Origin of the sequence: Eikenella sp. Marseille-P7795 (assembly GCF_916618725.1) — a bacterium.
Lineage (GTDB): Bacteria > Pseudomonadota > Gammaproteobacteria > Burkholderiales > Neisseriaceae > Eikenella > Eikenella longinqua.
Genome location: NZ_CAKAJZ010000003.1, coordinates 143,632 through 168,220, shown reverse-complemented (window position 1 = coordinate 168,220; position 24,589 = coordinate 143,632). Strand labels below are relative to the sequence as shown.

General features: G+C 58.7%; 26 protein-coding genes and 1 tRNA gene. 10 read left to right on the top strand and 17 right to left on the bottom strand.

Going from position 1 to position 24,589, the window contains the following annotated elements; all coding sequences use genetic code 11:
- Nucleotides 1-4 precede the first annotated feature (4 nt).
- Nucleotides 5-457, top strand: coding sequence for a hypothetical protein (locus tag LG371_RS07210; protein ID WP_225748145.1), 453 nt, complete (start codon nt 5-7; stop codon nt 455-457).
- A gap of 1,975 nt (nt 458-2,432) precedes the next feature.
- Here LG371_RS07210 and LG371_RS07205 read toward each other — a convergent pair.
- Together LG371_RS07205 and LG371_RS07200 are read right to left on the bottom strand one after the other, a co-directional pair.
- Nucleotides 2,433-2,957, bottom strand: coding sequence for a LysR substrate-binding domain-containing protein (locus LG371_RS07205; RefSeq protein ID WP_225748144.1), 525 nt, complete (start codon nt 2,955-2,957; stop codon nt 2,433-2,435).
- A 9-nt stretch (nt 2,958-2,966) separates the two neighbouring features.
- Nucleotides 2,967-3,320, bottom strand: a complete 354-nt coding sequence (locus tag LG371_RS07200; RefSeq protein WP_218916347.1) for a LysR family transcriptional regulator — start codon at nt 3,318-3,320, stop codon at nt 2,967-2,969.
- Between the two features lie 142 nt (nt 3,321-3,462).
- On the opposite strand from LG371_RS07200, the gene LG371_RS07195 reads away from it, so the two are divergent.
- Nucleotides 3,463-4,044, top strand: a complete 582-nt coding sequence (locus LG371_RS07195) for an NAD(P)H-binding protein (protein WP_225748143.1) — start codon at nt 3,463-3,465, stop codon at nt 4,042-4,044.
- Between the two features lie 57 nt (nt 4,045-4,101).
- Here LG371_RS07195 and LG371_RS07190 read toward each other — a convergent pair whose 3' ends face one another.
- A complete protein-coding gene (locus LG371_RS07190; RefSeq protein ID WP_067590697.1) occupies nt 4,102-4,476 on the bottom strand; it encodes a hemerythrin domain-containing protein in 375 nt (124 codons plus the stop codon).
- 124 nt (nt 4,477-4,600) lie between these two features.
- On the opposite strand from LG371_RS07190, the gene hemC reads away from it, so the two are divergent.
- Nucleotides 4,601-5,539, top strand: coding sequence for a hydroxymethylbilane synthase (hemC, locus tag LG371_RS07185; RefSeq protein WP_225748142.1), 939 nt, complete (start codon nt 4,601-4,603; stop codon nt 5,537-5,539).
- 157 nt (nt 5,540-5,696) lie between these two features.
- Here the strand turns inward: hemC and LG371_RS07180 are convergent, their stop codons facing one another.
- The gene (locus LG371_RS07180) at nt 5,697-6,071 is read right to left on the bottom strand and encodes a DUF4431 domain-containing protein (protein ID WP_067590694.1); all 375 of its coding nucleotides are present in this window, start codon (nt 6,069-6,071) and stop codon (nt 5,697-5,699) included.
- A 228-nt stretch (nt 6,072-6,299) separates the two neighbouring features.
- A complete protein-coding gene (locus LG371_RS07175; RefSeq protein ID WP_225748141.1) occupies nt 6,300-7,427 on the bottom strand; it encodes a polyamine ABC transporter substrate-binding protein in 1,128 nt (375 codons plus the stop codon).
- A gap of 341 nt (nt 7,428-7,768) precedes the next feature.
- Between LG371_RS07175 and LG371_RS07170 the strand changes: the two genes are divergently transcribed.
- From LG371_RS07170 to LG371_RS07150, 5 genes are all read left to right on the top strand, one after another.
- On the top strand, nt 7,769-8,500 hold the full coding sequence (locus tag LG371_RS07170; protein WP_067590688.1) for a metal ABC transporter ATP-binding protein: 732 nt from the start codon (nt 7,769-7,771) through the stop codon (nt 8,498-8,500).
- 30 nt (nt 8,501-8,530) lie between these two features.
- On the top strand, nt 8,531-8,875 hold the full coding sequence (locus tag LG371_RS07165; protein ID WP_067590686.1) for a hypothetical protein: 345 nt from the start codon (nt 8,531-8,533) through the stop codon (nt 8,873-8,875).
- A gap of 54 nt (nt 8,876-8,929) precedes the next feature.
- Nucleotides 8,930-9,409: a hypothetical protein gene (locus LG371_RS07160; protein ID WP_156503473.1), complete on the top strand. Its 480-nt coding sequence runs from the start codon at nt 8,930-8,932 to the stop codon at nt 9,407-9,409.
- Between the two features lie 51 nt (nt 9,410-9,460).
- Complete coding sequence (locus LG371_RS07155) at nt 9,461-10,333, top strand: metal ABC transporter permease (protein ID WP_225748140.1); 873 nt, start codon at nt 9,461-9,463, stop codon at nt 10,331-10,333.
- Nucleotides 10,334-10,455: 122 nt separating this feature from the next.
- The gene (locus LG371_RS07150; RefSeq protein ID WP_179945888.1) at nt 10,456-11,370 is read left to right on the top strand and encodes a metal ABC transporter solute-binding protein, Zn/Mn family; all 915 of its coding nucleotides are present in this window, start codon (nt 10,456-10,458) and stop codon (nt 11,368-11,370) included.
- A gap of 207 nt (nt 11,371-11,577) precedes the next feature.
- Here LG371_RS07150 and LG371_RS07145 read toward each other — a convergent pair whose 3' ends face one another.
- The 3 genes from LG371_RS07145 to ilvD all read right to left on the bottom strand — a co-directional run bounded on the left by LG371_RS07145 (nt 11,578) and on the right by ilvD (nt 14,847).
- Entirely contained in the window at nt 11,578-12,135 is a 558-nt protein-coding gene (locus LG371_RS07145) for an SH3 domain-containing protein (protein WP_067590678.1), read from the bottom strand.
- Nucleotides 12,136-12,276: 141 nt separating this feature from the next.
- Nucleotides 12,277-12,762 carry an SH3 domain-containing protein gene (locus tag LG371_RS07140; protein WP_082890692.1) on the bottom strand — a complete coding sequence of 162 codons (486 nt, stop codon included), beginning with the start codon at nt 12,760-12,762 and terminating at the stop codon, nt 12,277-12,279.
- 225 nt (nt 12,763-12,987) lie between these two features.
- Entirely contained in the window at nt 12,988-14,847 is a 1,860-nt protein-coding gene (gene ilvD / locus LG371_RS07135; protein ID WP_225748139.1) for a dihydroxy-acid dehydratase, read from the bottom strand.
- A 445-nt stretch (nt 14,848-15,292) separates the two neighbouring features.
- On the opposite strand from ilvD, the gene nhaC reads away from it, so the two are divergent.
- Complete coding sequence (nhaC, locus tag LG371_RS07130; RefSeq protein WP_067590740.1) at nt 15,293-16,660, top strand: Na+/H+ antiporter NhaC; 1,368 nt, start codon at nt 15,293-15,295, stop codon at nt 16,658-16,660.
- A gap of 289 nt (nt 16,661-16,949) precedes the next feature.
- Here the strand turns inward: nhaC and LG371_RS07125 are convergent, their stop codons facing one another.
- Nucleotides 16,950-18,269, bottom strand: a complete 1,320-nt coding sequence (locus tag LG371_RS07125; protein ID WP_225748167.1) for an anaerobic C4-dicarboxylate transporter — start codon at nt 18,267-18,269, stop codon at nt 16,950-16,952.
- 224 nt (nt 18,270-18,493) lie between these two features.
- Nucleotides 18,494-18,567, bottom strand: a tRNA-Gly gene (locus LG371_RS07120).
- 11 nt (nt 18,568-18,578) lie between these two features.
- On the opposite strand from LG371_RS07120, the gene LG371_RS07115 reads away from it, so the two are divergent.
- Nucleotides 18,579-19,238, top strand: a complete 660-nt coding sequence (locus LG371_RS07115; protein WP_225748138.1) for a hypothetical protein — start codon at nt 18,579-18,581, stop codon at nt 19,236-19,238.
- A gap of 55 nt (nt 19,239-19,293) precedes the next feature.
- Here the strand turns inward: LG371_RS07115 and LG371_RS07110 are convergent, their stop codons facing one another.
- From LG371_RS07110 to LG371_RS07080, 7 genes are all read right to left on the bottom strand, one after another.
- On the bottom strand, nt 19,294-19,938 hold the full coding sequence (locus LG371_RS07110) for an HAD-IA family hydrolase (RefSeq protein WP_225748137.1): 645 nt from the start codon (nt 19,936-19,938) through the stop codon (nt 19,294-19,296).
- Between the two features lie 11 nt (nt 19,939-19,949).
- Nucleotides 19,950-20,282 carry a hypothetical protein gene (locus LG371_RS07105; RefSeq protein ID WP_225748136.1) on the bottom strand — a complete coding sequence of 111 codons (333 nt, stop codon included), beginning with the start codon at nt 20,280-20,282 and terminating at the stop codon, nt 19,950-19,952.
- Nucleotides 20,283-20,440: 158 nt separating this feature from the next.
- A complete protein-coding gene (locus LG371_RS07100; RefSeq protein ID WP_225748135.1) occupies nt 20,441-21,031 on the bottom strand; it encodes a Rieske 2Fe-2S domain-containing protein in 591 nt (196 codons plus the stop codon).
- Nucleotides 21,032-21,287: 256 nt separating this feature from the next.
- The gene (locus tag LG371_RS07095) at nt 21,288-21,554 is read right to left on the bottom strand and encodes a hypothetical protein (RefSeq protein ID WP_067590661.1); all 267 of its coding nucleotides are present in this window, start codon (nt 21,552-21,554) and stop codon (nt 21,288-21,290) included.
- Between the two features lie 192 nt (nt 21,555-21,746).
- The gene (locus LG371_RS07090) at nt 21,747-22,823 is read right to left on the bottom strand and encodes a GNAT family N-acetyltransferase (protein WP_225748134.1); all 1,077 of its coding nucleotides are present in this window, start codon (nt 22,821-22,823) and stop codon (nt 21,747-21,749) included.
- A gap of 1 nt (nt 22,824) precedes the next feature.
- Complete coding sequence (locus LG371_RS07085; protein WP_225748133.1) at nt 22,825-23,943, bottom strand: carbamoyl-phosphate synthase large subunit; 1,119 nt, start codon at nt 23,941-23,943, stop codon at nt 22,825-22,827.
- 103 nt (nt 23,944-24,046) lie between these two features.
- On the bottom strand, nt 24,047-24,430 hold the full coding sequence (locus tag LG371_RS07080; RefSeq protein WP_225748132.1) for a hypothetical protein: 384 nt from the start codon (nt 24,428-24,430) through the stop codon (nt 24,047-24,049).
- Between the last annotated feature and the right edge of the window lie 159 nt (nt 24,431-24,589).

Here is a 24,589-nt window from a genome sequence, read left to right as displayed (position 1 = left end):
AGAAATGGGCAACCGAAAAAGAAAGGCCGAGAGATGGCAGGAGGCAGCGGAGAAACGCAACAGAGAGCCGTTTTTCCCGCTCCGCTACGACGTATTGCGCAGTCCCGTGATACAGACCCTGTCAGGCAACGCTGTGAAGCTGCTGACTTACCTGATGGCGCAATACAACGGCTACAACAACGGCGATTTATCGGCCACCGACAAAGAAACGGCAGAGGCGGGAGCGTTTAAATCGACCGCCACCCTTGCCAAAGCCAAGCGTGAGCTGCTGGAAAGCGGGCTGATAGCCGTATCAAGACAGGGCGGCAAGAACCAATGCACCTTATACGCCCTGACTTTCCTAGCCATTGATGATTGCGGCAGTAAGCTGGATATAGGCGAAACCCGCCGCGCCCCCGACGACTGGAAACGCAGGCATTACGAACTAAGCCCCGCCCCGCAGTTAAAGCAGCATTGAGAGAGAACAAGCCGCCCGCATGGGTGGTTTTGCATCTAGTTTGAACTATTTCCGTTTTGGAACTAGTTCGATTTTCCCAGCTGCCGGAATCCTGTATTAGCCACTATTAGACGCATGATGGCTAATTAGCTATTTACAGATAAGGCTACCTGAAAACCCGACACCAGCCGCCGCGCTGGTGTTTTGCATTCCCCGGTAGTTCGGATTGAAATCCGAGAGCCGGATTTATTTCCGAGCTTCGGAGTGAGGTTTTATGAGGTTTTGCCCGTGCGGCAATGTCAGGTTTTGTCAGGTTTTCCCGCCGCTGATTCGGGCAGAGCTGGTGAACCAAATGCACCACCTAGTGAACCTGCTGCACCAGCCGCGCCGGAAAACAGGACAAGTTTGCAGCAACCGGAGCAGGGGCAAAAACCTCGATAGCCACCCCCGAAAAACAGGGGCGGCTTGTGTGTTATACAGCAACAAATTCATTCAAAAAAAATTAATTCTTGTACTTCAAAAACTGAAGTAATTAAGCCGCTATTACTTCAATTTCTGAAGTAACGCTTGCCTAAAAAATGGGCAATTACTTCAAAAACTGAAGTAGTCAGGCCATTTTTGGCCTCCGAGTTACTTCAATTTCTGAAGTCCTATATATATAAGCCATATATACCCCCATTTTTTCTTTCACCCTCTTGCACAAAATATAGGCAGAAACACACGGGCGGCACACGGCGGAAAATTTCGGGCTACCTGAAAACTTTTCACCTGATAAATTTTCGGGTAGGCAGGCAATGGGAAAACCAACCTTGTCACACGGAAGCAAACCACCTGAAAACTTGGGGGGCGGGGAAACACACGGCGGCCATCCCCTGCCGACCTATTCCTTGCAGACTATCCGCCCGGCATCGGCCCTACCCCTGCCGACACCTGCAGGCCGACTGAACGGGAGCAGCCGCGCTGGGCTACCTGAAGCAGGGCAGGCTGCACCATGCCCCAAACCCTGCCCGCTTCCTTCCCTGCCGCCCGACACCAGCCCCCAACTTTGGGGCTTCCCTACGCATCAAGCCCTTGCAGGCCACCAACGGCACAGCACAACCCTTCGGCGTGCGTTTCCCGCATGACCGTGTGAAAATCGCATGACCGTGTGAAACTACCACGCCTGAATTATCCGAACGATATAAAAAGGGCGCGCCCCCGTTTCAAACCTTGCCGCAATCTTACCGTTGCCGCCTGCCAAACAAACCAATCACCACCCTGCCGACCGGAAACAGAAAAGCAGCGGCAGCACCTGCCAAAAACCAACAAGCGCATAAATGCCGCTATTTTACGTTTTAACGCGATTTATACCTTGCAGGCTAATACCCCCATTAGCGGGTAATATAAACACAATCCTAGCGCATCCTAGACCACCTAGCGCACGTTTTGGGATATTCCGCAGGGCGAAGGCAGCAGGATTCCTGAAAATCAGAACGGGGCAAGGCCTGTTTCCCTGCCCTCCTGCCGTCCCAAGTTTGGTTTTTTCAGGCAAGGCATCGGCAGGCAGCCCCACCCCCTGTCGTTTGCCGCCCGCTACCCGACACCAGCCCCGAGCCATGCAACCGATTAAAACCGCCTTGCCGAACCGCATTTGCAAAACAACCCCACGAAAGCTCCATTTGAAACATCAATCCCATGCAATCCCAATATGCAGAATTTGCACATGCAGAATTTGCACCTTCGGAATGCGGGCCTCACGCGCGCGACAGGGGAAAGATTTTGACTTGTGCAAATGGGGGTATATTTGGGGGTATATCAACACAACATGAAAATAAAATATCTTATAAACAATGCATTAAATCACTAATTCAAGTCTCATTGTCGCACCATCAAGCAAAAACAGCCCGATTTTTCGGGCTGTTTTATTTTGCATTATGGCTACCCGATTTTAGTTTCGCAGAAACTCCGCTGCGCTAAGTTTTCAGGTAGCCTTTCTATTCTTTCCCCACCCTTCTCCTTATTCTTTCAAACACTTTACCAAAGCCCCGAAGAGCGGCGAATCTGCCCGCCGGTCGGAATAGTAGAGATGGTAGCCCGTGTAGCTCATGCGCCAGTCGGCCAGGATTTCGGTGAGGCTGCCGTCGGCGAGTTCTTTTGCCACCATGTCTTTAGGCGTCCACGCGATGCCGATGCCTGCTTGGGCGGCGGAAACCAACACGGGCGAGGCGTTGGCGGTGAAGCGGCCTTGCGGGCGGATTTTGGCGGTTCTGCCGGTAATCGGGTCGAGGAATTCCCAAGCAAGCGTGCCGCCGGAAGACAAAGACAGGCTGATGCATTGGTGTTCAGTCAGCTCAAACGGCGTTTTGGGCGTGCCATATATTTTCAGGTAGCCCGGGGCGGCAACGGCGCACATCTGCATATCGGGCGACACGCGCACGGCAATCATGTCTTTTTGCACATCATCGCCCAAGCGGATGCCCGCGTCGAAGCGTTCGGCCACGATGTCGGAAAAGCGGGTTTCGCCAACCAGCTCCAAAGACACCAGCGGATATTACTGCATAAATCGCATGAATTTGTCGCGCAGGACGACGTTGAACACGTGCTCCGTGCCGTTAATCCGCAATCTGCCGCGCACTTCGCCGTCGGTTTCGCCCAAATCGTTCATCGCGCTGTCGATGCCGTCAAACAGCGGCAGCAGTTTTTGAAACAGCCGCTCGCCCGCTTCGGTGGTGGAAACGCTGCGGGTGGTACGCTGGAGCAGCTTGACTTTCAAACGGCTTTCCATGCCGCGTATGGTGTGGCTCAAGGCCGATTGCGACACGCCCACTTGTTGCGCGGCTTTGGTAAAGCTGCCCGCCTGCGCCACGGTAACAAAGGCGCGCAGGTCGTTGAGGTTTTCTTTCATTTGATTGCTCCGAATACTGATTGCTCCGAATACCGGTTTCATGAAATCCGCTCATAAGCCTAATCAAAAATCACCGGCTAATCAAGCACACAGGCGCCGCCTATAATGCACTTATCCCAACCAACCCAGGAGCCACAACACCATGCAGCATGTTTTAATCCTCGGCGCAAACGGCGGTTTGGCGCGCAGCGTGATCCCCGTGCTTTTAGACGAAACCGATGCCGAGCTCACCCTGTTTTTGCGCCATGCAAAGCGCCTGCAACACATGGCGGGCGGCCGCGTGCAAATCGTTGAAGGCGACGTGATGGACACCGGCACGCTAACCGCCGCCATGCAGGGCAAAACGCTGGTTTACGCCAATCTTTCAGGTAGCCTCCAAGAGATGGCGCGAAACACCGTGCGCGCCATGCACGCGGTGGGCGTGAAGCGGCTGGTGTGGATTAGCTCGATGGGAATTTACGGCGAAACGGGCGAAAGCCACGGCGCGATTTGGGAGCCCTACCGCCAAAGCGCGGCCGTGATCGAAGCTTCGGATTTGGACTACACCCTTATCCGCCACGCCTGGTTTACCTGTGCCAAAGAAATCAACTACCGCCTGACGCTAAAAGGCGAACCGTTCCAAGGCAGCCAGGTTTCCAAGTGCAGCATCGCCGACTTTATCGCCAAATTGGTGCGCGAGCCTGGGCTTTATGTGCGCGAAAGCGTGGGGATTGCCAAGATGTGAGCTTTAGGGGCTACCTGAAAAATCAAGCCGCGAACAAAATGCCCGCGGCTTGGTTTTTCAGGTAGCCTCTTCTTCCGGCAACACCTCCTGCAAAGCCTGAAACAGCTCCCGCTCTTCAAATCGCGCATGGCCGCGCAGGGTTTCGGCAAAGTTTTTCAGCCAATCCGGATTGTCCAGCTCGGGCGCGGCCAGCATTTGGCGCAGCAGCGCGTGATCGCTTTCAAAGCGCTGCCGCATGGCCGTTTGCGCCAGCTTGCCCCACCACGGTGCAAACAGCCGTTCTTCTTCGGCAAAGTGCGCCAGCAGGTCGGCTTGGTGGCCGAGGAAATCGGCGCGGTGGTCGGCGGCGGGGTCGCGCAGGATGCGGGCGCACATGGCCAGCGAATGATGATGGTCTTGCGACAGCGGAATCAGCAGCGGGTGGCGTTTCATGGCATGCGGCCTTTCAGGTAGCCTTTCAATGGTGGAAACATTATAGCCAGCGCCAAGCAAATCCGAAACCGCCGCCCGTTTCGTGATAGACTGCCCGCCGTTTGCAACCTCCGTTTTCCCCAGAATGACTCCGAACCGACTCGTTATCGCCAGCCGCGAAAGCGCCCTGGCCATGTGGCAGGCCGAACATATCCAATCCCGCCTGCGCACCCTCTACCCCGGCTGCGAGGTATCCATCCTCGGCATCACCACCCAGGGCGATCGCATCCTCGATAAAACCCTCTCCAAAATCGGCGGCAAAGGCCTGTTTGTGAAAGAGCTCGAACAAGCCCTGGCCGACGGCCGCGCCGACCTCGCCGTGCACTCCATCAAAGACGTGCCCATGGCCTTGCCCGAAGGCTTTGCCCTGGCCGCCATCTGCGAGCGCGAAAGCCCCTTCGACGCCTTCGTGTCCAACAACTACCAACGGCTGGAAGACCTGCCCGACGGCGCCATTGTCGGCACCTCCAGCCTGCGCCGCGAAGCCCAGCTGCGCACCCGCTTTCCCCGGCTTCAGGTCGCCCCCCTGCGCGGCAACGTGCAAACCCGCCTCGCCAAGCTCGACCACGGCGACTACGCCGCCATCATCCTGGCCGAAGCCGGCCTCAAACGCCTCGGCCTGCACAGCCGCATCCGCCACACCCTCTCCCCCGCCGACAGCCTGCCCGCCGCCGGCCAAGGCGCGCTCGGCATCGAAATCGCCGCCCACCGCCGCGAGCTCATGCCCCTGCTCGCCCCGCTCAACCACGCCCAAACCGCCGCCTGCGTCACCGCCGAACGCGCCCTCGCCCGCGCGCTCGGCGGCAGCTGCCAAGTGCCGCTGGCCGCCTACTGCACCGACCAAGCCGGCCTGCTCACCCTGCACGGCCTCGTTGGCCACCCCGACGGCTCCGTTATCCTGCGCGCCCAAGCCCAAGCCCCGAGCGAATACGCCGACACCCTCGGCCGCGCCGTGGCCAAAAAGCTCGCCGACGATGGCGCGCAAGAACTCATCGCCGCCGTACTGGCCGGGCAGGCTACCTGAAAACCGCCCACATCAAATGCAGACGGCTTTCCCCTAAGCTCAAAAATTTTCAGGTAGCCTCAAATAAAGGCTACCTGAAAATAAAGCGCAGTTTCTGTGAAGCTAAAATCAAACCATTCAATCTGTACACATTCAAGCTTCTTCATTATCTCCTATCCTACGGCCTATCCGGCGCAGAAATCCGAGCCACACTACACAATACCGGTGTTTGATGGTGCGCAGTATGTGAATGGAACAGCGTTTCACACTGTACCCGCGCCATTCTGCCTTTGAACTGCCGATACTGCCGGAAATGCTCGGGAGATGACATAGCCAACTGCATTATCCTCACGCCTGTTTCCGGCGTGTCTATACCATCATCATCCCCGGGTTTCGGCACAACAGTTATCGGCTTATCCAACACAATAGCCATCCAGCCCCCGCGCATCGTCTGTAATTTCCCAGTAAATGCTACCCATTCTCCATACTTGTACTCATAAGCCAAGGCAGGCAGGGATACACACAAGAACAACAAAGCAAGCAACCTCTTCATTCTCCATCTCCTTAACACAATCAAACACTCTGCCATCATACTCCAAGCTAACGAAAAAGGCAGCCAGCGATGTTCTTTCTCCCTACCTATGTCTCAGTAAACTGCTAAACACCTCCATCACGTCCTCATTAACCTATTGTTCACCCCCTATCCGCACTAACGCCGCACACAAAAAGGCTACCTGAAAACTATTTTTCAGGTAGCCTTTAGCGCAATCGGGCAAACGCTTTATTTAATCGCCATCAGCCTTTGGTAAAGCTGGGTCATCAGGCGGCTGGTGTGCGCGTCTTTGGGCAGGATGACGTAGCTGTTGGCCATGGCTTCTTCGCTGGGGAAGATGGATTGGTCGTTGCGGTATTTCTCGGGCATCAGCTCACGCGCGGGCTGGCTGGCGGGAGCGTAGGTGACGAAGCTGCCGTTGGCGGCGGCCACTTTGGGGTCTAGGGTGTGGTTAATATATTTGAGGGCGTTGGCGGGGTGGTGCGCGTCTTTGGGGATCATCAGGGAATCAATCCACACGGCCAGCCCGGTTTTGGGCACGAGCACTTGGATGTCGATGCCGTTGCCGGCTTCGATGGCGCGGTTGCGGGCGATGTTGAGGTCGCCGCCGTAGCCGATGGCCACGCAAAGGTTGCCGGCGGCCAGGTCGTTGATGTAGGTGGCGCCGGTGAAGAGGCGGATGTCTTTGCGCACAGCGCGCATGAGGTCGGTGGCTGCTTGCAGGTCTTCGGGCTGGGTGCTGTTGGGGTCTTTGCCTAAGTAGCTGAGTGCCAATGGGTATTGCTCGAGCGGGCTGTCGAAATAGGAAATGCCGCAAGATTTGAGCTTGGCGGTGTATTGCGGGTTGAACACCAAATCCCAGGGGTTTTCGGGCAGAGGGGCGCCGCCCAGGGCTTTCTGCACCATTTGGGTGTTGATGGCGAGGGTGTTGATGCCCCAGAAATAGGGCACGGCGTATTTGTTGCCGGGATCCACCTGCTCCATCAGCTTGAGCAGGTGCGGGTCGAGGTTGCCGTAGTTGGGGATTTGGCTTTTGTCGATGGGCTGGTAGGCGCCGGCCTGTATCTGGCGGCCGACGTTGGCAATGGAGGGCACCACCAAATCGTAGCCGCTGCTGCCGCTGAGCATTTTGGCTTCGAGGGTTTCGTTGTTGTCGTAATAGGCGGAGCGCACGGTGATGCCGGTTTGCTTGGTGAACTCGGTGAGCGTGGCGGGATCGACATAATCCGCCCAGTTGTAGAGATTGAGCACCTTGGCGCTGTCGGCGGCAGGCGCCGAGGCGTTGTTGTTTTCCTGTGCGCCGCCGCAGCCGGCCAGCAATCCGGCACACAGCGAAACCAGAAGCAGTTTTTTCATCGTTATTCCTTCCTTGGGGGCGGAGCGCGGTTTCCGCCAAATCAAATTTTGCCTATTAAACTTGGAAAGCTCTGCCTAGGCAAGTATTTTCTTTATCCGAACAGCAGATTGGCACTTCATGGCGCGGCATCCGCCCTTTGGCGGCAGGGTATATCCGGATTTTCAGGTAGCCTTGGCTATGGATAAAGCACATGTTATAGAGTATCATGCCGCCCGTTACAACATAACACGGCCACCGCTATGCACTCCTGGTTACTCGACAGCCTCCCCCGCCGCCTGCTTCTGGCGGCCGCACTCATCGCCCTGATGCTGGGCGTATTCGCCTGGACGGGCGCCGCGCTATGAGCATCGTGTTCGACAACCTCACCGTGAGCTACCGCCGCCACCCCGCCGTGCACCACATTTGCGGTGAATTCGCACCCGGCAGCATGTGGGCGGTGTTCGGCCCCAACGGCGCGGGCAAATCCACCCTGCTCAAAGCCATCATGGGCCTGCTGAAAACCAGCACTGGCGCCGTGCACTGGCAAGGCCTCGAGCGCCGCGACATCGCCTATTTGCCGCAGCAGTCCGACATCGACCGTAGCCAGCCTATTTCCGTGTATGAGCTGGCCGCCATGGGCTTGTGGTATGAAATCGGCTTTTTCGGCGGCGTCAAGCCCGCCCAGCGCGAACGGGTGCACGCCGCGCTCGAACGCGTGGGCATGGCCGACTTCGCCCGCCGCGGCATCGGGCAGCTTTCCAACGGCCAGTTCCAACGCGTGCTGCTCGCCCGCATGCTGGTGCAAAACGCCAAATTCCTGCTGCTCGACGAGCCCTTCAACGCCGTGGACGCGCGCACCACCTACGAGCTGCTCGACGTATTGCGCCAATGCCACCAAGACGAAGGCCGCGCCGTAATTGCCGTGCTGCACGATTATGAGCAGGTGCGCGCCTATTTCCCCCACACCTTCCTGATTGCGCGCGAAAAAATCGCCAGCGGCGCCACCGCAGACGTGCTCACCGAAGGCTACCTGAAACAGGCCGCCCACGCCATGCACCGCCATGCCGACAGCCGCGAATGGTGCGAAGCCTAGGTTTTCAGGTAGCCTATTTTCAGGTAGCCCATGTTTGCCGCCCGAGTGATTTTTTTCCAAAACCGCAGCGAAGATTTCCCCGCTGGAGCTTTTCCGCAGCGCATCCGCAGCCGGCCGCACTTTCCCGCCGCAGGCTACCGCCCACACTTCGCGCCCAAAGGCAGCCGCCAAATGTTCGGCATCGTGTTTGCCGAGTTTGAGCACAGCCGGCTAGGCAAACCGCTGCAAGCCGGGCTGGATTATCTCTACCCCGGCCGCGTGGATTATTCCGCCCTGCGCCCCGGCACAGAATTTTGGATTATGGAAGGCGGCACCGCCGTGGGCGAAGGCGTAATCACTGCCAATGACAGCCCGCCCGCCAAACAGGCTACCTGAAAACCGAATCGAACATCATGCCGCATATTCAAGGGCAGCCCCAACCAACAGAAAATGATGACATCAGCAGAATTAGTAAACCATTATCGAACCAAGCTAAACAGCTTACCCGAAGCCGCATTGATTGCAGACATCCCCGATGGCGCGCGCGATATTCCTCATCCATTGAAACAGCTGCTGATTCAAGAGCACCAAAATTTCCTGGCAATATGCAATGGCGGCTCGTTTGGGGATATTGTGCTTTGGAGCACGGCAGAGATTTTGGATAGGCAATACCGCGTTGAAGAACGCCTTAAAGGGGCGGTGTATGAAATCGGCCAGGTTTTGTATGCGCCGATATTTGCCGACATCCGTTCCGGGCAGATCAATTTTGAAGTAGATAAGCCGATAAGCTGCCCATTCAACGAATTTATCGCCCACTATATTTTTGGAGGGAAATATCCGGATATTTTCTCCAATGCAGCGGAAGATGATATGTGGTTTGCGTTTTTAACTAACAATCAACCCAAGCCGCCAGCATTAAAGGCTACCTGAAAACTGACACCGCCGCCCATTCCCACCACTCACTTGAGCCAAACACACACCATGACCCTATCCCAGCTCCTCATCGAACCCTTTGCCGACGATTTCATGCGCTATGCGCTCGCCTCCGTGCTGTTTTTGGCCGTGGGCGCGGCGCCGGTGGGCGTGTTTTTGGTGATGCGGCGCATGAGCTTGGTGGGCGACGCGCTCGGCCATGCGGTGCTGCCCGGCGCGGCGGCGGGCTATATTGCCGCCGGTTCGCTCAGCCTGCCGGCGATGAGCCTGGGCGGTTTTGCCGCCGGGCTGGCGATGGCGCTGCTCGCCGGCCTAGTGAGCCGGCACACGAATTTGAAGGAAGACGCAAACTTTGCCGCGTTTTATCTGGCCAACCTGGCCTTGGGCGTGGTGCTGGTGAGCAGCTACGGCAGCAATGTGGATTTGCTGCACCTGTTGTTCGGCTCGGTGCTGGCGGTGGACACGCCTTCGCTGATTCTGGTGCTGTGCGTGAGCGCGGTGTCGGTGCTGATGCTGGCGGTGATCTACCGCCCGCTGATGCTGGAGAGCATCGACCCGCTCTTCCTGCGCGCGGTAAACGGGCGCGGCGGGCTGTGGCATGTGCTGTTTCTGATGCTGGTGGTGCTGAACTTGGTGGCGGGCTTTCAGGCCATCGGCACGCTGATGTCGGTGGGGGTGATGATGCTGCCGGCGATTACGGCGCGGCTGTGGGCGCGCAGTATGGGCGGGCTGATTGCGCTCGCGGTGCTGATTGCGCTCGCGTGCAGCTTCTGCGGGCTGCTGTTTTCCTACCATGTGGACATCCCTTCGGGGCCGGCGATTATTTTGTGTTTGGGCGGCGTGTATGCGGTGTCGCTGTTTATCGGGCGCGAGGGCGGGATGCTGCCGAAATGGTGGCGCGGGCGGCATTTGCGGGTGTGAGGTTTGCTGTGCCCAACTGCACCCAACCAGCTTTAAAGGCTACCTGAAAATTTTCAGGTAGCCTCAAGGAAGAGCCAAACGGCTCGTTGATACAAGCCAATCAAAAGGAGCAAAAGATGAAATTGAAACATTGGAAACTCGGCCTCATCGCCGCCCTCTTCTCCGGCAGCCTCTATGCCGCGCCGCTGGAAGTCGTGTCCAGCTTCAGCATTCTGGGCGACGTGGCCAAGCAGGTGGGCGGCGAGCGCGTGAACGTGAGCAGCCTAGTCGGCCCCGACCAAGACGCCCACGCCTACAACCTCACCAGCCGCGACATGCACCGCATCCGCAACGCCAAGCTCGTGCTGGTAAACGGCCTCGGCTTCGAGCAGGCCGCCGTGATGCGCGGCATCCGCCAAAGCGGCACCCCCTTTGCCGAAGCCACCAAAAACATCCGCCCGATGAAAGCCGAAGAGCACGACGACCATGACCACGATCACGGCCACCACGGCCACGATCACCACCACCACGGCGAATTCGACCCCCACGTATGGAACGACCCCGTGCTGATGAAAACCTACGCCCAAAACGTAGCCGACGCCCTCATCCGGGTCGATCCCCAAGGCCGCGCCTATTATCAGCAACGCCTCACCAACTACCAAGGCCGCCTCGACGCCATGCACCAATGGGCGCAAACCCAATTCAACAGCGTGCCCGCCGCCCGCCGCAAAGTGCTCACCGGGCATGACGCCTTCAACTACCTGGGCAAACGCTACCGCGTGGAATTCATCGCCCCGCAAGGCGTGAGCACCGAAGCCGAGCCCTCCGCCCGCCAGGTTTCCGCACTCATCCGCCAAATCCGCAGCCAAAACATCCGCGCCGCCTTTAGCGAAAACATCAAAGATTCGCGCATGGTGGAACGCATTTCCCGCGAAACGGGCATCCGCGTAAACGGCAAGCTCTACTCCGACGCCCTCAGCCGCGGCGCCCCCGCCGCCACCTACGAGCAGATGTTCCGCCACAACGTCAGCTCACTGGTGAACGCGATGAAGCAGTAATTGCTTTGAAACCGGTTTGAACCGGGCATAGTAAAGGCTACCTGAAAAATAGTTTTCAGGTAGCCTTTTTGCATGCCGCAGTCGCCCGGGCATTCATGCTCGACAATCCTGCGTATGGTGTGGAAAACATTCGGCCTGCATACCCGGCCTACTTTTTTCAGGTAGCCTCTGCGGGCTGCCGGAGGCTACCTGAAAATTTCCGCACCGTTAACGCACGGCTTTCGGCCTTATCTGACTTTTGTGTACATAGCCATAAGTGTCGCCGCCTCTGCCTTGCACACCCACATAAAGCCAATCACCTCTGCGATTGGCGGGGCGCTCGATCAGAGTGGTGCCGTTGGGGATGCGTTGCTGTATTTCGGCGCGGATGTTGGCATTCATGCGCAGGTTGGCCGTGCCGTCGGCGCTGTGCACGATATAAACGTGGCGCAGGCTAACCTGGCTTTGGTGCACATAGCCATCGATGAGGCGCCGATCTTGCGGCTGGTACGGGCGCAAAGCCAGCTGCACACGGTACCACGCGCCATTTTTGCCGAGGATGGCGACCTCGCCCAAGTTGTCACACACGGCAAGGATGTCGGCGCGGGTGGTGGGCTGGGCGCGAATGTTTACGGTTTCATCGCCGTCGGTAACCAGATAGGTGGAGACAGAAGCGGGGCTGGGCAGGACGCAGCTGTCGGTGTCGGCACCGGCGACAGCGGAAGCGGAAGCTGCCAGCAGCACGGCGCTGAGGGCGGCGGTTCGGATGGTTGGGGAAGAAATCATGGGCTTGCTCCTATACGGGGTTGGGAAAATCTGGCGGCATTATCAGCCATCATGATGGCTGATATGTGCCGGATAAATTTCAGGTAGCCTGAGCCTGCATGGCAACACAGGCTACCTGAAAATGCGGTGCGGCCTTGCTTCTCAATTTTCGCGCTGCAACTGGCTTTTGTGCACAAAGCCCATCACCGGCTCGGTCACAAACAGCCAGCTGCCCATGCTCTGCTCAGGATACACCCACACCCGCGTACCCCTGCGCAGTTGGGCAATCGGCGGCTCGTCCATATAAACGCCGCTTTTATAGGCTTCGCGCACATTGGCGTAGCCGTCGCGGCTGCTCACGATATAGCTGTGCAGCAGGTGCACCACCTGGCTCTTGTGAATATAGCCTTCTATGTAGCCGCTGTGCCGGCGCTGCACGTGATACCAGTTTCCCTGTCGGCCCAAAATTGCGAATTTCTCGTTGCGATCTAGTTGCACCAATATCCCGCTTTGCGTGGTGGGCTGCGCGCGCAGGTTTACCCGATTGTCCGGCTGCATATGCGGATCAGTTTGCGCTACCGCAGATAAAGAGAACGCTGCCAGCAAAGCCATAGCGGAAGGCTGCCAACGTGATACGGAAGAAAACATAAGACACCTCCTCAGTTAATCGGCTACCCACAAACATTTCTTTACATACAGCCATCATACCTAAAATACTGGCCGAAATAAAGTTTCAGGTAGCCTGCATGGTGATACAGGCTACCTGAAAATGCAGCTTCAACACAGTTGAAACGGGCAAAGCGAGTTTCTACGCAACTAAAGCAGCGGTGTCCGCTTCTGTGGAGCAAAAACGGTGCACGGCTGCGCCGTCAATCAACGCTCAATCTGGCTCACATCCCTTACCGCGCCCCGGTCGGCCGAGGTGGCCATGAGGCCGTAGGCGCGCAGGGCTTGGGAGACGTGGCGGTCGCGGTTTTCCGGCTTCCAGGCTTGGCTGCCGCGTGCTTCCATTTCGGCGCGGCGGCGGGCGGGTTCTTCGTCTGATATGGCGAGGTGGATGCGGCGGTTGGGGGTGTCGATTTCAATGGTATCGCCTTCGTGTACGAGACCGATTGCGCCGCCTTCGGCGGCTTCGGGGGAGGCGTGCCCGATGCTTAAACCGGATGTGCCGCCGGAGAAGCGTCCGTCTGTGAGCAGGGCGCAGGCTTTGCCGAGGCCTTTGGATTTCAGGTAGCTGGTGGGGTAGAGCATTTCCTGCATCCCCGGGCCGCCTTTGGGGCCTTCGTAGCGGATGATGACGATGTCGCCGGCGACGATTTGGTTGCCCAAAATGCCTTCTACGGCGGCTTCCTGGCTTTCAAACACGCGGGCGCGGCCGGTGAACTGCCAGATGCTTTCGTCCACGCCTGCGGTTTTGACCACGCAGCCGCGTTCGGCGATGTTGCCGAAGAGTACGGCCAAGCCGCCGTCTTGGGAGTAGGCGTGGGCGGCGTCGCGGATGCAGCCGTTGGCCCGGTCGAGGTCGAGCGTTTTCCATTGGCGGTTTTGCGAGAAGGCTTGGGTGGTGCGGATGCCGCCGGGTGCGGCTTTGAAGCGTTCGATGGCTTCGGTATTGGCGGGGTTTTCGATGTCCCAGCGTTGGATGGCTTCTTTCAGGCTGCCTGAATGAATAGTGGAGACGCGGGTGTCGAGTTTGCCGATTTGGTCGAGCTGTTTCAAAATGGCCATGATGCCGCCGGCGCGGTGCACGTCTTCCATGTAGTAGTCGTGGTTATTGGGCGCGGTTTTGCACAGGCAGGGCACGACGCGGCTGAGGCGGTCGATGTCGGCCATTTTGAAGTCCACGCCGGCTTCTTGGGCGACGGCGAGCAGGTGCAGGATGGTGTTGGTGCTGCCGCCCATGGCGATGTCGAGGTTCATGGCGTTTTCAAAGGCGGCTTTGGTGGCGATGCTGCGGGGCAGCACGGTGTGGTCGTTTTGCTCGTAGTAGCGGCGGGTGATGTCTACAATCATGCGCCCTGCTTCGAGAAACAGCTCTTTGCGCCCTGCGTGGGTGGCCACCAGCGAGCCGTTGCCGGGCAACGACAAGCCGAGCACTTCGGTGAGGCAGTTCATAGAGTTGGCGGTAAACATGCCTGAACATGAGCCGCAGGTGGGGCAGGCGTTTTGTTCGATTTCGCTCACAGCGGCATCGGATACGTTGTCGTCTGCCGCATCAATCATAGCGTCAATCAAATCCAAACGGCGGTCGGCGGCAATATTGATAGCACCGACCACTCTGCCCGCCTCCATCGGCCCGCCGGAGACGAAGATGGTTGGGATATTGAGGCGCATGGCGGCCATCAACATTCCAGGGGTGATTTTGTCGCAGTTGGAGATGCACACCAGTGCGTCGGCGCAATGGGCGTTCACCATGTACTCCACGGAATCGGCAATCAAATCGCGGCTGGGCAGGGAGTAGAGCATGCCGCTGTGCCCCATGGCGATGCCGTCATCGATGGCGATGGTGTTGAATTCTTTGGCAATTGCGCCGGCTTTTTCGATTTCGCGGGCAACGAGCTGGCCCATGTTGTGCAGGTGCACATGGCCGGGTACGAACTGGGTGAAGGAGTTGGCGATGGCGATAATGGGTTTGCCGAAGTCTTCGTCTTTGACGCCGGTGGCGCGCCAGAGCGAACGCGCACCCGCCATGTTGCGGCCGTGGGTGGAGGTTTTGGAGCGGTAGTCGGGCATTTGGGTGGTCCTTTGTTGGGCACGATGGTTTATAGAATAGTTGAGGCTACCTGAAAACGCCGGCTTCCACGCTTAGTGAAAACGGATTGGGCGCTTGGTTTTCAGGTAGCCTTTCGGTTGGGACGTATTTTAGCCGAATAGGGCGGGCTTGTTGCAAGTGTTGACTCAAAACGCTATGCGCCATTTGTTTTATATTTTATCCATATTTTTGCAATTTTATTCCACAAACTCTGTTTTCAATATGATTCCAAACCGTTTTCAGGTAACCTAAAACACAAATCGAGCAAATTCCTGCCTGTTTGAATCGGGTGTTTCCCACGCCGAGATTGCCTTGGCGGTCGGAAAATGATAGTTTGGCGGCTTCTTTACAAAAATTGTGGCACAAACTGCCAATGCAAAATTAGAGGAAACTGAAGTGAAAGAAGCAAAAGAAGCCTTGTTGGAAATGCGCCCGCGCGAGGCGGCGGTGATTGCCGCGCTGGTGGTGGCCGTGATGGGTATCACCATGATTCAGTTTGGCTGGGTGCCGCATTTGTCGGTGATTTTGGTGTTGTGCACGCTCTTGGTGTTCGGCAAAAGCAAGGGGCTGGAATTCGGCCAAATGCAGCTGAGCATGGCGCGCGGCGTGCTCTCGGGCATCGGCGCGATTTATCTCTTTTTCTTCATCGGATTGCTGGTGTCCGCGCTGATGATGGCGGGTTCGATTCCCACGCTGATGTATTACGGCTTCGAGCTGATTTCGCCGCGTATTTTCTATCTTTCCGCCTTCGTGCTCACTTCACTGGTGGGCGTGGCCATCGGCAGCAGCCTCACCACTTGTGCCACCCTGGGCGTGGCCTTTATCGGCATGGGCACGGCGCTGGGCGCCAATCCGGCCGTGGTGGCTGGGGCGGTGGTGTCCGGCGCGTTTTTCGGCGATAAGATGTCGCCCTTCTCCGACACCACCAGCATCGCCGCCTCCATCGTGGGCATCGACCTCTTCGACCACATCCGCAATATGATGTACACCACCGTGCCCGCCTGGCTCATCACCGCCGTGTTGCTGTGGCTGCTCTCCGGCCACACCGCCAATGCCGACCTCGGCATGGTGGCCGCCTTCAAAACCCAGCTTCATGCCAGCGGCCTGGTGCACGGCTACACCCTGCTGCCTTTCGCCGTGCTCATCACCCTCGCCCTGCGCCGTGTGAACGCCATCTACACCATCATCCTCACCATCCTGGTGGCGCTCGCCCTCACCTATCTGCACAGCAGCCCCAGCATTGAGCAGCTCGGCGGCTACTTCTTCAACGGCTACCAAGCGCCCGAAGGCAGCGATTTGGGCGACGTGGGCAAACTGATTTCACGCGGCGGCATCAGCAGCATGTTTTTCACGCAAACCATCGTTATCCTCGCCCTCAGCCTCGGCGGCCTGCTCAACGCCCTGGGCATCCTGCCCGCCCTGCTCTCCGGCATCAGCCACATGCTGGTGAACGCCGGCCGCGCCACCTTCACCGTGGCCGCCACCTCGCTGGGCGTAAACGTGCTCATCGGCGAGCAATACCTCAGCCTGCTCCTGGCCGGCAACACCTTCAAACCGGTATACCAACGGCTCGGCCTGCATCCTCGCAACCTCGCCCGTACCGTGGAAGACGCCGGCACGGTAACCAACCCGCTGGTGCCCTGGAGCGTGTGCGGCGTGTTTATCCACCACGCGCTGGGCGTGGCCGTGATCGACTACCTGCCCTATGCCTTCTTCTGCTACCTCAGCCTGCTGCTCACCCTCGTGTTCGGCTTCACCGGCATCACTCTGAGTAAAAGCGAAGCCGCGGCATAAAGCACACGGCCAAACCAAAAGGCTACCTGAAAGCGTGAGCTTCAACGCAGTTAAAACGAGCAACGCGAGTTTCTGCGAAGCTAAAATTTTCAGGTAGCCTTTCGCGCCCACGGGCCAATCGGCCTGCCTTGGCTTTGCAACTGCCGCCGTATCTCATCATGCCGAAACCAGAAAAACCTGGTTTCAGGCTACCTGAAAATATCCCCACCGTTTTTCAGGTAGCCTCTTCCTCCCCAAAATCAAACCGCCCGAGCCGAAGCCCGGGCGGTTTCTCAAACGGACGAACCGTTCAACCCAAAAACATTTTGGCAAACATCAGCCCCAGCACCAGGCTGAAGCCCATGCTCAAAAGCCCGGGCAGCATGAAGCTGTGGTTGAAAATATACTTGCCGATTTTCGTGGTGCCCGTGCTGTCGAAATCGATGGCCGCAATAATCGGGCCGTAGTTCGGGATAAAGAAATAGCCGTTCACCGCCACAAACGTGCCGATGATAATCGGCGCGGGCACGCCCAGCGCAATCGCCACCGGAAACAGCGTGGCCACCGTCGCCCCCTGGCTGTTTACCAGCACGGAAAGCACAAACAGCGCAAAGGCAAATGCCCAAGGCGCGCTTTCCACCAAGCCCGATACCGCCATTTTCACCTCGTCCAAATGCCCGTGCATCAGCGTATCGCCCAGCCAGGCCACGCCAAACACGGCAATCACCGCGCGCATACCGGCATGAAACACCGAGCCCTGCGTAATCGCGTTGCCGTCCGGCTTGCAGGTGACGATAATCAGCGCCGCCGCGGCCAGCATCACGATTTCAATCGTGTGCGCCATGCCCATCGGCTTGTCGTTAAACACCGGGCGCAGCGAAGGCAGCGCGCCGAGCAACACCACCAAAATGGCGGCAAACAAGAAAATCCCCACCGAAATCTTAGCCTTGGCGCCCACTTCCGTATCCGCTACCGCCGTTTCCGCCTCATACAGCTTGCGGTAGGCCGGGTCTTGCAGGCGGCGCTGGTATTCCGGGTCGTCTTTCAGCTCCTTGCCCATTTTGTTCACCAGCACGCAGGCAATGCCGATGCCCAACACCGTGGAAGGAATGCTCACTTTCAGCACGTCCGCCATCGTGATGTGCTGCGGCTCCAAATAGCTCACGCAAGCCACCACCGCCGCCGCAATCGGGCTGGCAATAATGGCAAACTGCGAAGCAATCACCGCCATCGAAAGCGGCCGCTCCGGGCGGATGCCGTTTTTGCGGCTCACTTCCGCAATCACCGGCAGCACCGAATACGCCACATGCCCCGTGCCGGCCAGCACGGTGAAGCTATAAGTAACCATCGGCGCGATAAAGGTGATGTATTTCGGATTTTTGTGCAGCACACGGGTAGCGATTTTAATCATATAGTCCAAACCGCCCGCCGCCTGCATGGCTGCCGCAGCCGACACCACCGCCATAATCATCAGCATCACATCAATCGGCGGGCTGGTGGGCTCCAGGCCGAAGCCGAACGACAGCACCGCCAAACCCACGCCGCCAAACACACCCAGGCCGATGCCGCCCACGCGCGCGCCGGCCAAAATGCACAGCAGCACCACGGCAAACTGGATGAAAAACTGCATATGTTGAGCAAAAAAGCCCATGTTGCCTCCAAAAGTAAATTTATGTATGCAAAACGAAGGCCGCAGTTTAGCAAAAATTAACAGCAAATAAAACAAGTTTTATGCCAGCCATGCCGCAAACCGCCCGCCCCTCGCCGAAATCATTTTTCAGGTAGCCTCACACGCAGAACGAAGGCTACCTGAAAACGCCAACAAAAATCCCACGCCAAACAGCGTGGGACAAATGGAGCGGGTAACGGGAATCGAACCCGCATAGTCGGCTTGGGAAGCCGGTGCCTTACCATTAGACGATACCCGCAAAACAGGAGTGTGCGCAGTATAGCAGAAGCCGCCGCACCTGCCCATGCCCGCATACCGCCTAATCGCGGAAAAACAGCTCGCGCAAAAGCCCATCCCGCGACGCCGCATCGCCTCCGGCCGCACACACCCAATACTCCCCTTCCGGCCGAATACAACGCCATTCCAGCTTCGCCCCTTCCTCGTTTCTGCCCGAAGCAGACAAAGCCTGCCCGTCCCGCTTCGCCTGCGGGGACTATTTCAGGCTTCAACAACACCGTATCCTTCCTCCACATCTCCCCCCTCGCCAACCCCGAAAGCTGCGCCAGAAACCCAAGCGCCTGCAGCCGGCACGGCCTGCAATACACCTACGGCAAAGACGGCCGCCTGCAACAAATCCAAATCTACGACCACAGCATCATCCTCAAAGGCGAAAACAGCTACACCTTCCTCGCCAACGGCACCGCAAACGTATACGACCACAAGAGCAACAACGACACGGCAAACTTCAACAAAACCGACAACATCCCCGCCAGCGAAGCCCTGCGCCGCCTCACCACCCAGCCCCTCCAGCTCGCCGCCCAAGCAGCGCAACTGCCCGCCGGCTGCCTTCGCGTGGCATCCCTGCCCGAACCGGCGTTTTGGCGAAATTTGCTTTGCCTGCTTTCACTGTGTGGCAGCTTACCGTTTTAGCGAAACTCGCTTCGCTGGTTTTAACTTCGTTGAAGCTCACGCTTTCAGGTAGCCTTTATGCTTCCAGCCAATCAGCCAGGCTGGCGAGCCCGTCGAGCATGGCCAGGTGGGGCACGGTTTGCAACTGCGCGGGGGTGTGGGCGCCAGTGGTAACGGATACGGCGGGGCTGCGGGCGTTGGCCGCCATCTGCAAATCGTGGGTGGTGTCGCCGATCACCAGGGCTTCGCGGGGGTGCACGCCGAGCTCGTTGCAAATGGAGAACACCATGTCGGGCTGGGGCTTGGAGGCGCATTCGTCGGCGGTGCGGGTGGCGAGGAAGAGGCTTTGGGTGTTGGTATCTGCCAGCCCGGTGTCGAGTTTGCGCCGGCTGCGGCCAGTGGCGACGGCGAGCCAGTAGTGCTGCTGTAGCCGATGCAAAACATCGTAGGCGCGGTCGAATAGAATATCGGGGGGGCTGTGGTGGAATCGGTCGGTTTGGTACACCCGGCCGACTTCGGCAATTTGTGCGTCGTTCAAATCGGGGCAGAGGCGGCGCAGTGCGTCGTGCAGGCCAAGGCCGATGATGTCTCGGATGGCGGCTTCGCCCGGCGGCGTGCGACCGAATTCGCGGAACGAGGTTTGTACGCGGCTCACAATTTGGGCGGGGGAATCGGCCAAGGTGCCGTCCCAATCGAAAATCAATACGCGGTAGGGTTTCATGGGGGTTCTTTCTATTGGGTTGGATTGGGGCTACCTGAAAAAGCATGGCGGTATTTTTCAGGTAGCCTGATTGCGGTTTGCGCGCCGGGCGGATTATCCGCCATACAGCACCATCTCGCCCGATTTGTCCTCTCCCTCGGGCGCGTTTTCCAGCAAAAGATGCAGCAGGTGGTCGATGACCAAATCGTTGGGCGTGCTGCAATAGGGCGGTTGGCGAAATAGCGGCTGTGGTGGCGGTATTGCCGTTTGATGACGGCGGCGTCCTGCAACAGCAGGCATTCAACAAAGGGGCGGAACAGCAGGGCTTTCACGGCAAGCAGCAGGCGGGTTTGGGGGAAATGCACGCGCACGCTCAGGCCGATTTGGCCTTTGTCCTGCGGGATAAAGAAGGCGGAGATGCGGTATTCGCAGCCGCGCGGGGACAGGTAGTCGATGCGCGCCAGCCCGGGGAAGGTGAAGGCGGCGTCGTTTACGGTGATGCCTTGGTCGAACAGCTTGTTAATCAGGCCGTTCTGCCGCTCGTGGAGGACGTAGCGGGTGGCAAAGCCTTGGCGTGGCGGCTCTGGCTCACGGTCATGCCCTGCCGTCCCGCGCCGCGCAGCAGGCCTCGGTGGATATAGGGCGTGTGGGTGGGGTCGAGGAAGTTTTCGATGGCGTGGATGAAATCGCCTTCCATCTGTTTGGCGGCGTTTACGGTTTCAAAGCTGGGCGGCGCGTCGAAATCGGCATAGGGCGCAAACGGCACGTCGGGCGCAAGGCACACCCACACCCAGCCGCCGTGTTCGCGGCAGGGATGGGCGGGCACGGCGGAGGCCTCTTCGCAGGCGCACATTCCGCCCGGCACGGCGCACACTTTGCCCGCCGCGTCGAACTGCCAGCCGTGGTAGCCGCATTGCAGCCGCCCCGACACGATTTTGCCCGCTCTCAGCGGCACATGGCGGTGCGGGCAGCAGTCGTCGAAACACACCGCCTGCCCGCCAAGCCGCGCCAACACCAGCGGCTGCCCCAACAGCTTGCGGGCAAGGGGCTTGTGTTTGAGTTTGGCGGAAGGCACCAGCGGGTACCAGGCGCGTTTCATTTTGGCGATGTTCATGCGGTGTTCCTGTGGTATTAAAAGCTGCTTGAAAACGGAGTTTCCGAAGGAAGCGAAGTTTCTGCGAAGCTAAAACGGAGTTTCTGCGAAGCTAAACGGCGTTTCCGGTTTTCAGGTAGCCTGATTGCGGTTTGTGTATATTCGGGCGGTTTGCCGCAGGTCGGGCAGCAATGCTGGCCTATCCGACTGCGGATTTGGAGGCTACCTGAAAAACAATGCCCTCTTTTTCAAGTAGCCTGAATTGCGCCCCGCCGCCTTAAAACCTGTCTTTAACCTTGTCGAACTCGATTGCAAAATCGCCCAGGCAAAACAGATATTCCCGCTCGAAATCGGGCGTGTCCCAGCCTTCGATATATTGCAGGAAGGAGAAAACAGCGGGGTCGGTTTCCGCGCCGGCGGACTCTATCCGCCCAAGCAGGGCGGATGCGCTTCGGGAGGCGGCTTCTCTGGATATGCTGCCGTCCAATACCGCTTCGGCCAATTGTTTGATTGCCTGGTTGGTTTCTCGGCTGATGTCTGCCATACGCATTCCTTTCGGATAGGGCATTGCCTGCCGCTTCCGTTTTGCCCTCCCGTGGGAGTATATGTAGGTTGGGTTGCAAAACCCAACAAAACCTTTGAATTGTCTGAAATGTTGGGGCTTGACCCAACCTACCCTGCGGGCTTGGAGGCTACCTGAAAAACGATGTCGGTTTTTTTCAGGTAGCCTCCCGTTTCACAGGCCGTATTTCAGCAGCGTTTTCTTGTAAAACGCATGGCTCAGCGCGTGCAGCAGCGTCCAAATCGCTCGGCGCGGCGGCGGCAGGTGGCGGGTATAGACCGCCATGTATTCGATGGCGGGGGCGGCTCCGCGCACTTTTTTGAAATCGGGCGCGCCGGAGCTGAAATTCAACACCAGCCCGGCTTCGTGCGCGGTCTGCATCGCCTGCGCCATGCAGCGGCGGTACAGCCCTGCGCATTGCGGCACGGCATCGTCGTAGCCCACGATGGGGGCGGTGGCGGTGTCGCTGTCCTTCACAATGCCGGACACGCCCGCTCCCGCGCCGGTTTCCGCGTCGCGCAGCAGATACAGGCTCAGGATGCCGCGCGCGGCGGCTTCACGCAGGAAGCGGGTGGCGAACTGCACGTTTTGCTGGGAATATTTGTGCAGATACAGACGGTTATAGCAATATAGGGCTGCCTGAAAATCGGCTTCGGGGCTGCTTGCGTCCAAACGTTGGAACACATAACGCCCGTCGTGCAGCAGTTTGCGGTCGCGGCGGGTGTTGGCTTTGGCGCAGGCGTGCGGCCAGTCGTCGATGATATAGACTTGGCGCGACACCAGCATCTGCCAGCCGAGCCGTTGCAGGCGGGCGATTAAATCCGCGTGCTGGCGCACGTTGAGCGAGCGGACGGAGAGGGCGTGGCGCGGCCATTTCTGCACGGCGGCATCGGTCAAATCCGCCATGGAGGCTACCTGAAAACGCTGCGAGAAGCTGTTGGTGGAAAGGCAGTAGTTGTTGAGCGTGGCCATGCGGTCGATTTGGTTGGCGCGCAAAATACCACCCAAGCCCGCCAGCAGACCTGCCGCCGCCATGCGCCGCAGCGGCGGCAGTTTCACCAGTTCGTCTCGGGCGTAATCCACAATGGCGGCGTGCGGCGAGGCGGTGTAGCAGTTGGGCGTGGTGCGGTCGATGACGGTGCAGGGGATGTTCAGGCTGCCTGTGTCGAGCTCTTCGGCGCGGGCGTTCATGTTGGCAAACAGTGCGTGCAGCGGCACGTCGCGAAACAGCGCGGCAAAGGCGCGGGACAAATCAGTTTCCATCGCCGTCGAACTCGATGTCGAAGGTGCTGGCGTTGGTGAGCGGCTTGCGGTATCTCGCGCTGCGCCAAACCATCTCGCCCAAGGCCAGCCATTGCGCGTAAAACGGCAAATCGGCAATCACGTCTTGGGCACGGCGGTAATCCTGCCAAAGCTCGGCCCATGTTCCGCGTTTCCATGCCTGCACGCCGAACAGCAGCGGCAGGCTCGCGCCCACGCGCAGGGGGCGGGGCGGGGGCGGGTTTTCCTGCGGCACGAGGCTGCCTGCCGCATCAAACGCCAAACGGCCGCGCAGCAGGTGCAGCCCGCTGGTGGCGCGGGGGTTGCATTCGATGAGCCACAGGTCGCGCCCGTCGTCAATAAAGTCGAACGCCGCCTGCCCGTGGTAGGCGTTTTGGGCGGCAAAGCGGGCAACAAACTCGTCCAAGCGCGAATCGTGCAGCGGCTCGAAATAGGTGGATGCCGCGCCGTTGAGCAGGTAGCGCGGGCGGTAGGCGGCGTGCGCCAGCACCTTGCCGCGCTCGCACACGGCATAGTTGCACACGCCCTGCCCCGCGATGAATTCCTGCTGCACCCAGGGATAGTCCGCGCCGATGCGGAGGTGTTTCAGGCTGCCTTCGCGCACGCCGCGCACCACCGAACGCCCGAAGCGGGAATACACGGGTTTCAGCACCGTTTTGCGCGTATCGTCGTCCAAGCGCACTTCATCGGGCGAGGCCACGCGCCGCGTTTCGGGAAAGCGCACCGCCGTGCCTTGCGGCATCCGCGCGAAAAAGCGGAATTTGTCGTGCAGGGCGAACAGGGTTTCGTTGTCGGGCATCCGGCATTTCGCCCGTTCGGCGGCGGGTAAATCCAGCTTGGCGAGATAGAAAATGTCCTCGCAGGTGGGGATGACGCAGTCGGCCTGCGCCACCAGTTCCGCCATGGCTTGCGCGTAGCCCGCAAAATCGAGGCGCGGGGGCGGAATGCGGCGGTATTCGCCCAAGCCGGCAAACGCGCCCACGGGAAAGCGCAGGCTGTCGCAAAACACGACGCGGTGGCCGCCGCTGCGGGCGAAGCGCGCCCATTCGAGTGCCACGGGGGCACGGGGGGAGGTGATGAGGAGGTTCATTGGGGGGGCCTAGATTTCAGGTAGCCTTTGGTGGGTGGCATGGCAACGCGGTTTGATTTTTCAGGTAGCCTTGAACACGTTTCCATTTCATTCGGGGCAGGATTTAGTTTTTCAGGTAGCCAATTTCCACAGCCAAAGCAGCAGAGGCACAGCAAAAACATACCTCGTTGCAGCAGAGTATTACGCCGTACAGCATCAACACATACGGCCGCAGCTCCGCATAAGCCGCCGGCCGGATATACGGATTATCCGCCACCTCGGCATGCCGCCACACCAGCCGCTCCACCGGCCGTGCCCGAAAACTCATCCCGCGGCCCATCATCGAATCCGGCAGGAAATAATCTTCCTTCACCTCCCTGCCCGGCGGCGCGGTGTGGCGATACCAGGCCAACAGCGGCGCGGCATATTTGTCCACATGCAGGCGCAATCCCAGCTCGATAATCAGCAGCAGCACGATGCCGCCGACGCAGGCGAAAAACCAGCTCATCGCGTTTCCTTATTTGGGTTCTGCCGCAACCGATATTTTTCAGGTAGCCTTCAATGCCCGTATTCCGGCGCGGCTTGATTTTTCAGGTAGCCTCTTTAAAGGCTACATTCTAACTTATTTCCCCGCCGCAGCCGCCCGCCCCTTTCAGCCCGTCCGCTC